Below are 7,666 nucleotides of genomic sequence, written 5' to 3'. Positions count from 1 at the left end.
CAGACAGGAAGGACCTCGTCCTCCACATAACGTATGGATGTAGTGGAGGTGATTTGGTGATAGAGTTTGAATATGACAAAACAGGGGTCGGCAGACGACTAGAGATGCTTAGAAAAAAGGCTAACAGTTCCAGAGAAAAGGCAGCGGAAGACTTAGAAATATCAAAGGATTCCCTATATGCGTACGAAAAAGGAAAAAGCATCATGAGTGCAGAAGTATTGGCAAAGGTTTGCATCTTATACAATACTTCAATGGACTACTTACTTAATGGTTGTGAATCAGAAAACAATGTTATAATTCCAGAAATAATGATTTCTTTAGGAAAATATAATGTTGAACAACAGAAACACATGTATGCAGCATTGAGTCATATGATGAAAGTGTTTGCGTAGGGATAGTAAAAATAAAATCACACTTATGGGAAATCATAGGTGTGATTTTTGAAAAAGAAGCAATAATTAGTTAGATATTATAATAATTAGTTAGATATTATATAGGAGAATTAATATGGGGCAGTTAGTAGGAGCAAAAGTAGAAAGTAGTAAGTTATCTGAAAACAATAGGTTTATATATGAGTCAAAAGAGGCGGCGAAAAGTCATGAATGGTTGTATCAGTGTACAACGATGGAGGCGTTGAAAAGTATATTGAAGAGTAAAGAAATATGGCTTTCTAATCTGAAAAATGTAAATGATATGGAGGAAGTAAAGCGGATAACAGTTCCGGAATTTGAAAAGGCATTTTATGTAGCTTGTTTTACATATGAAAATAATATACCTCAAGAACATTGGAAAGAATATGGAAATGAGAAAAATGGTGTCCTTTTCAGTTTCAAAAAAGAATGGATATCAAAAAAAGCAAAATTTATGTATAGACCAGGGGACAAAGTTCAAGATGACAATTTTAAAATATATAAAAATTACGATGAGGCATTAAAGGCAACATGGAATGCTATCTTAGAAGAACCAAAGAGAATTTACAATCCATATTTTATTTTTGATTTTAATTTTTATAAGATTGTATATGATGATAATTTAAAAAGGGAAATGTCAGGTGAATGTGTATTAAAGATGGATGATAGTGTCCTAAAAGGGGGAAGATTTATTACACCAGAGGCTGTTGGAATAATTAAAAATACTCATGGATTATGCAAAAGACCTAATACTGAAACGTACGATAAGGATTGGACTTCTGAGAAGGAGGTAAGGTTAAAAATAGGTGTAAAATCAAATTACGATATTTTACCACGAGATATAGTTTTCCCTAAAATGGCAGTTGAATTAAAAGATAATGCATTTGATGAGTTACAAATAAGGTTTAGTCCAACAATGGCTGAGGGAAAAAAGAATGAGAATATAAAAGAGTTAAAAGAATTATTACCAAACAGTACAATAACATTGTTAGAATAAAATTTTAATTAAGGATAGATTAAAAAGAAGTACAAATTGAATTATATTTGAGAACGCAGTTAGCTTATTACAGTGGACATAACCATGGTGCTTTAGGCTATATGAATGCAGACATATATAATGAAAAGCATAACGATGAAAAATTTAAGAATTTGATTCAGGTATGTATTGAAGAAAATAAGAGAGCATTGGTTGTTAAACATCATAATGAAAAATATAACGGAAAGTTTCCTATATGGGTTATAGTTGAGTTCTTTTCAATGGGAATGTTATCGTACTTTTATGCTGATATGCTATCAGTAGATCAGAAGCATATAGCAAAAGCGTTATATGAAACCTCTGTGTCATGTTTAAAAAGTTGGTTAAGATGTATTACGGAGTTAAGAAACAGATGTGCTCATTATTCAAGATTATATTATTGGTCTTTTCCAGCATTGCCTAAAATGCCAAAGGAAATGGAATTATCTGGAAATAGAAAATTATTTTCACAAATATTGGTTTTAAAGTTGTTGTATCCAGACAAAGATGAGTGGAATAATTCATTTTTGGTTGAATTAAACTCAATCGTGGAAGAATATGAGCATGATATATCGTTAAAGCATATAGGTTTTCCACAAGATTGGTATGTACAATTAGTAAAATAATATTTATTTATAAGACAGATTAAAAAATCTGTCTTTTTTAATGTAAATTATAATTCCTTTTGAAAAGTTTATATCAGATTTGGTATTCACAAAAAATAATCAATTATGGTGGACTCGTTAAAAAGATATTATTAAAGTGTTGCTACTAAAAAATTTAAAGTATATACATTTGATATTGTCAATAATGGTTTACACTTTTAACTCGTATAGATCAGACAACTATGCAACCATAGGTAGAGCAGCATAGTACCTATCTCTTTTAACTTTAGGAGGAAGCCCACCATTAGATGAGCCTATCCTTCTGTTGTTCCAGTAGCTCATGAAATATCTCCATACCATTTTCTTGAGTTGAGCTACAGTAAAGTCAGTAGACTTGAGATTACAGCTATAGAACAGTTCGTCCTTTAGTCTTGCCCACATGCTCTCACATCGGGCATTATCGTGACATCTGCCACCTTCACTATTCATGCTTTGGATAATATCAAGTTCATTGATTCTATCCCTATAGAGCTGGCTGGTATATTGTGTTCCTCTGTATGAGTGGCAGATACAGCCACTTATTTCCGGGTGTGAAGTATAGGCATTATTAAGAGTTGCCACGCACAATTGAGCCTTCATATTGGTATCCATTGCTAAACCTAAGACGGTTACATCAAAACAATCAAAAATAGCTGATACATATAGTTTGTCGTCCTTGCCTTTTATTTCAGTGATATCTGTAACACATTTTTCAAGAGGCTTGTCTGACTTGAAATTTCGTTTTAATTTATTGTCAGATTTACGGGCATTCCTGTCAGCCTTGGTAATGCCTTTGGGATTGCGTTTTGGACGATGAACAAGTCCGACGGCTCGCTGCGAAAAAAGCACTTGCCTCTTCAAGAAATTCATTTTCTTCTTTAAGGCGTTTATTCTCTTTGCTGAGATTCTTAACCTGTTTGCGGAGCATTGTAAGCTCATCGGCAAGAGACATTGCCTCTTTTGGAGTTTGTGAGCCGGGGATCACAGTCAGGCGTCCCTCACAAGTGGCTTGTATCCATCAGTTTAATGTGCTTGGAGATATGCCACGTTCACGTGCAGCCTTGCTAAGAACTATTCCCTTAGCTAAATTTACAGACTGTACCTTATAATCGGTGTCATAATGTTTCTGATTTCGTGCCATAAAAGCACATCCTTTATCTCGTTATATATAATTATATGCGAGAATAAAGTGTCAACTATTATGATACAACATCAGATTGTAATGGTACAAAAAATCCTTTATGTATACAGGTTTGCAAGCCTTGTATATCATAAAGGATTTTTTAGTAATGATATATTGAAAAATTATATTTTATTAAATATATCATTAGATCATCAAAGTCTCAAAAAATAATTGACTTTTTAATTTGCTTTTATTATAAAGACTTTTATTTTACTGTTATTTTGCAGACAAATTTTTTCTTACCTGAAATTACTGTAATCTTAGCCTTTCCTTTTTTCAAGGCTTTGATTCTACCGTTTCTGTAGACTTTGACAACTTTTTTGTTTGAGGTTACGTAAGTGATTCTATCACGACTATTTATCGGTGTTAGAGTAACTTTAAATTTAAAAGTTTTGCCTTTTTTCAAAGTCAGTTTCTTACGGTTTAGCTTAATCTTTTTAGTAGTAATTTTGCGTGTCTGTGCATTCTGAGACGAAGTCGTTGGAGTTTTTGTAGTTGTCTTAGAAGAAGAAATTTTTGCAAGTGTTACAGAATATACTTTTCCACAAGCACTGCAAGTCTTGGATTTTAATCCTTTTTCTGTGGTTGTAGGTTCTTTTACAACTACATATTCTCCGTAACTATGTCCTGTTGCTTTTATGCTTCTTGTTTTTGTTTTTTTACATACAATGCAGGTAAAAGTTGTTATGCCGTTTGCTGTACATGTAGGCTCTTTTGTGACTTTTCCGTCATCCCAAGTATGGTTACCGGTTTTTGTGATGGTCTGACCATATGAAATTGTTTTCTTACAATCAGTGCAATATGTATTTCCTGTATAACCATCTTCGCCGCAGGTTGCGTCTTTTTTCTTGCGGATTTCAGTATGCTGATGTCCTGTTGCTGCAATGCTCGCAGTTTTGGTTTTGGCACATATACTACAAGTAAATGTTCGAACACCTTTCGCTGTACAAGTAGGTTCTGTTGTGACCTTTCCTTCATCCCAAGTATGAGTAGTTAATTTTGCAATGGTCTTACCGGATGAAATTTTAGTGCCACAATCAGTACAATATGTATCGCCGGTATAACCGGTTTCGCCACAGGTAGCAGCCTTTTTATTACGAATTTCGGTATGAAGATGTTCTGTTGTTTTTGCAATGTTTTCTGTTTTTGTCTTACTACAAATGCTACAAGTATAGGTCTTTACGCCTTCCTTTGCACATGTAGGTTTTTTAGTGATTACTCCCTTATTCCAACTATGATTTTCTGTTTTTGCAATAGTATTGCCTGATGAAAGTTTAGTTCCACAGTCAGGGCAATATTTATCACCGGAATATCCTTCCTCTTTGCAGGAAGCTTCCTTTTGATTTCGAATTTCAGAGTGGAGATGATTTGTTGCATCTACGTCAATTTTTTCAATTTTTGTATTATTACAAATGGTGCAGGTGAATTTATTTTCGCCTTCCCCTATACAGGTTGGAGCCTTTGTAATTACTCCCTTATTCCAATGATTATCACAGTCATGTACGATTATTGTTGCCGAAGTTGTTGATGGCAATCCGTACAGTGATGTGGTTAACGTGGTGGTACCTTCTTTAAGACCTATAATCTTTCCATCACTATAGGTGGCAATAGAAGGGTCATTAATGGAAACGGTTGGAGTATCTAACACGGTTCCGATTGGTCCAAATTGATTTATAAGAGAAAGTATAGGTGTAATATTTGGAGTTACTGTTTCTCCTAATCTAAGAACATATGAATCTTGGTCAAAAGATGTCTTATAATTAGTAATCCAACTTTTAGTTACTGAGACAGTAACAGTTTGTTCACTGTCATTTGCCGGTGTTTCTGTTGTATTAATGGAAGGTCTGGAGGCAAATTCTTCCACCCAGTAGTCATAGCCGTTGTAAGTAACATGACCAACTCCAACGCAGGTAAATTTATAATCTAACATATTTCTACGGTGCCCCTGACCGGCATAAGGTTCGTTATCTTCACGCCATCCGTTATTTACTGCTTCTGCCTTAGAATAAACAGTAGGACTTGCTACTGCAATATTCTCACCTGTATCCTGTCTGGTTATATTTTCTTCAGTATAAATAGTAAAAGGATTTTGACCATTTGGGCGGGTGTGGTCGTAGGATAGTGCAATTTCTGCTGCACGTTTCATTGCAAGTCGCTCTAAATCATAGTCATAGACAAGTTCTTTTAAACCGGGATATGCAACTTGTTTGGTATCAGTTTTATCCCAAGCCCATGCGTCAGTAGGACTGGTTCTCAGTTCATTAATCATATCTAAGATTCTTCGAGCTTCTGTCTGGCCATACTTTACAGATATATTGACCGGAATGATTTCTTCTGCATTTACCTTTGTAGGAATTATCATAAGTAAACTCATAACAAAGGAAAATAGCAGTAGTTTTAAAGATGTTTTTTTCATATATTCATCGTTCCTTTCATAAATAAAATATTGTTAAGGGAAAAAGACTTTTCCGATATATAAAATTCATAAATTATCGGGCAATTTATATAGTTATATTTTATTACATTTTTTTGCGATTGTATATGACATTTTTGTGTCTTGACACCCTAATTTTTATATGAAACCTCATAACTAAAAGGTTAAAACTGCATAATTAAGAGAGACTTCTTAAAGGACCATAATTTTTCTATAATAAAATCGGCAGAAACTATTAATTAAAGATTGAATATTGGTTTAAGAAGTATCGATAAATGACAAAGTGGGCAGTTATAATTGTGGTATTGCTAGCCATAACTATTAGTGGATGCAGTAGTAATGGAAAATCAAACGATAATATTACAGATGTAGGAGAAGCGACAACAGTGAATAATTCACAGGAAAATATAGGTAATAATACAGAAGAGTTTAATAAAAATACAAAGGTAAAGGATTATTCTTCCAGAAAAAACAGATTCCAAACAAAGGCGATTTTTAACTGTGGATGAGCAGAAAAAATTCTTGGAAACAGCAGAAACAGAATATGGTTGGTATTACCCTATGCTGAAAGTTATGTTGCTTACAGGAATGCGTATTAGTGAAGTGGGCGGATTATGTTGGTCAGATATTGATTATGATAATGATGTAATTCATATTAGAAGAGCATTATTTAGTCAATATGAATATGGCAAAAAGAAATTACATTTTACAACAACAAAGACTATTAATTCGGTAAGAGATATTCCAATGATGGAGGATTGTAAAAAAATGTTGAAACTTCAAAAAAAGAATCAGAATAAGATAAAAAAGGAATTAGGAAAAAGATATAGAAGTGAAAATGAAGAAGGATTATCTGATTTAGTATTTACATCTTCTATGGGCTCAGCAGCAACAAGATATAATGTTGCACCAATTATAAATAAGATTGTAAAATCAATTAATTTGAGAGAAGATTATGAGTCTGTAAAAGAAAATCGTAAACCGATATATATGGAGCAGGTTTCACCCCATGCTCTTAGAAGTCTTCCTGTTTCTTTAGTAAGACGAAAATGTAACACAATAATCAGAGCCGATATGAGTTTTCATTCTAAAAAATGTATAAGGAGGAAGAAAGAAATGTGTAAGGTAATTGCAATAGCAAACCAGAAGGGGGGAGTAGGAAAAAATACTACAACAGCAGCACCAACAACGGTTGCGCCAACGACAGAGGTACCAACAACGGTAGCTCCAACAACAGAACCACCGACAACAATGGCGCCTACAACACAGAGTAAAACTTCAACAGTAGCAATTGGAGAAGGAAGCGATGTAGGTAAGGTTAACAGGAAAATACTTAACTGCAAGAATGATAAGGATTTAGCAGGATCTACTTTCGGAAAACTTTGTGTAAAGGTTAAGAAGAGCAAGAAGAAGGCTATCAGTCTTACATGGAAGAAAATACAGGTTGCTAAGACATATGTTATATATGGTGCAAAATGTGGAACTTCATATAAGAAGATTGCAACTGTTCACAGAAAGACATTTACTAATAAGAAGCTAAAGAAAGGTACTTATTATAAGTACATGGTTGTTGCATTAAATGAAAAGGGCAAAGTGGTAGCAATATCCAAGTTAATTCATGTGGCAACAAAGGGTGGAAAAGTAGGTAACTGTAAGAAACTTAAAGTGAACAAATCAAAGGTTAACTTAAAGCAGGGCAGGAAGTTCAAGTTAAAAGTTAAACAGATTGCTAAATCAAAGAAGGTTAAATTAAAGAAACATAGAAAGACAGCCTTCGAATCAGATAATCAGGATGTGGCTGTTGTATCCAAAAAGGGAGTCATTACAGCTAAGAAGAAAGGCAAGTGTTCAGTTTATGTTTATGCACAGAATGGTGTGTACAAACAAGTGAAAGTTACAGTTAAATAAAGATATATAATATTAGAAAAGTAGCGGGCATTATGATACGCCCCGGTCAGATAGACAGGGGAGTATCATGAA

General features: G+C 33.8%; 8 protein-coding genes. 5 read left to right on the top strand and 3 right to left on the bottom strand.

The genetic code is table 11. The features are described 5' to 3' along the window. From DWZ69_RS12190 to DWZ69_RS11605, 3 genes are all read left to right on the top strand, one after another. On the top strand, positions 1-392 hold a 392-nt coding region (locus DWZ69_RS12190), incomplete at its 5' end, for a helix-turn-helix transcriptional regulator (RefSeq protein WP_207663665.1). 115 nt (positions 393-507) lie between these two features. After that, on the top strand, positions 508-1,407 hold the full coding sequence (locus tag DWZ69_RS11610; protein ID WP_118000643.1) for a hypothetical protein: 900 nt from the start codon (positions 508-510) through the stop codon (positions 1,405-1,407). A gap of 35 nt (positions 1,408-1,442) precedes the next feature. Beyond that, complete coding sequence (locus DWZ69_RS11605; protein ID WP_118000645.1) at positions 1,443-2,051, top strand: Abi family protein; 609 nt, start codon at positions 1,443-1,445, stop codon at positions 2,049-2,051. A 219-nt stretch (positions 2,052-2,270) separates the two neighbouring features. Here DWZ69_RS11605 and DWZ69_RS11600 read toward each other — a convergent pair whose 3' ends face one another. From DWZ69_RS11600 to DWZ69_RS11595, 3 genes are all read right to left on the bottom strand, one after another. Beyond that, entirely contained in the window at positions 2,271-3,008 is a 738-nt protein-coding gene (locus DWZ69_RS11600; RefSeq protein ID WP_118437153.1) for an IS3 family transposase, read from the bottom strand. A 79-nt stretch (positions 3,009-3,087) separates the two neighbouring features. Beyond that, entirely contained in the window at positions 3,088-3,210 is a 123-nt protein-coding gene (locus DWZ69_RS12370; RefSeq protein WP_278286639.1) for a hypothetical protein, read from the bottom strand. Between the two features lie 247 nt (positions 3,211-3,457). Further along, positions 3,458-5,668 (bottom strand): CAP domain-containing protein, encoded by a 2,211-nt coding sequence (locus DWZ69_RS11595; RefSeq protein ID WP_118437151.1) that lies wholly within the window; start codon positions 5,666-5,668, stop codon positions 3,458-3,460. Between the two features lie 293 nt (positions 5,669-5,961). Between DWZ69_RS11595 and DWZ69_RS11590 the strand changes: the two genes are divergently transcribed. Together DWZ69_RS11590 and DWZ69_RS11585 are read left to right on the top strand one after the other, a co-directional pair. Then, complete coding sequence (locus tag DWZ69_RS11590) at positions 5,962-6,195, top strand: hypothetical protein (protein WP_117910478.1); 234 nt, start codon at positions 5,962-5,964, stop codon at positions 6,193-6,195. Then, entirely contained in the window at positions 6,188-7,594 is a 1,407-nt protein-coding gene (locus DWZ69_RS11585; protein WP_118437149.1) for a tyrosine-type recombinase/integrase, read from the top strand. Before DWZ69_RS11590 ends, DWZ69_RS11585 begins: the two co-directional genes overlap by 8 nt. The last annotated feature ends 72 nt before the right edge of the window (positions 7,595-7,666 follow it).

Source organism: Eubacterium sp. AF34-35BH (assembly GCF_003477765.1).
Taxonomy (GTDB): domain Bacteria; phylum Bacillota; class Clostridia; order Lachnospirales; family Lachnospiraceae; genus Eubacterium_G.
This window is presented reverse-complemented; position numbering and strand designations above follow the sequence as displayed.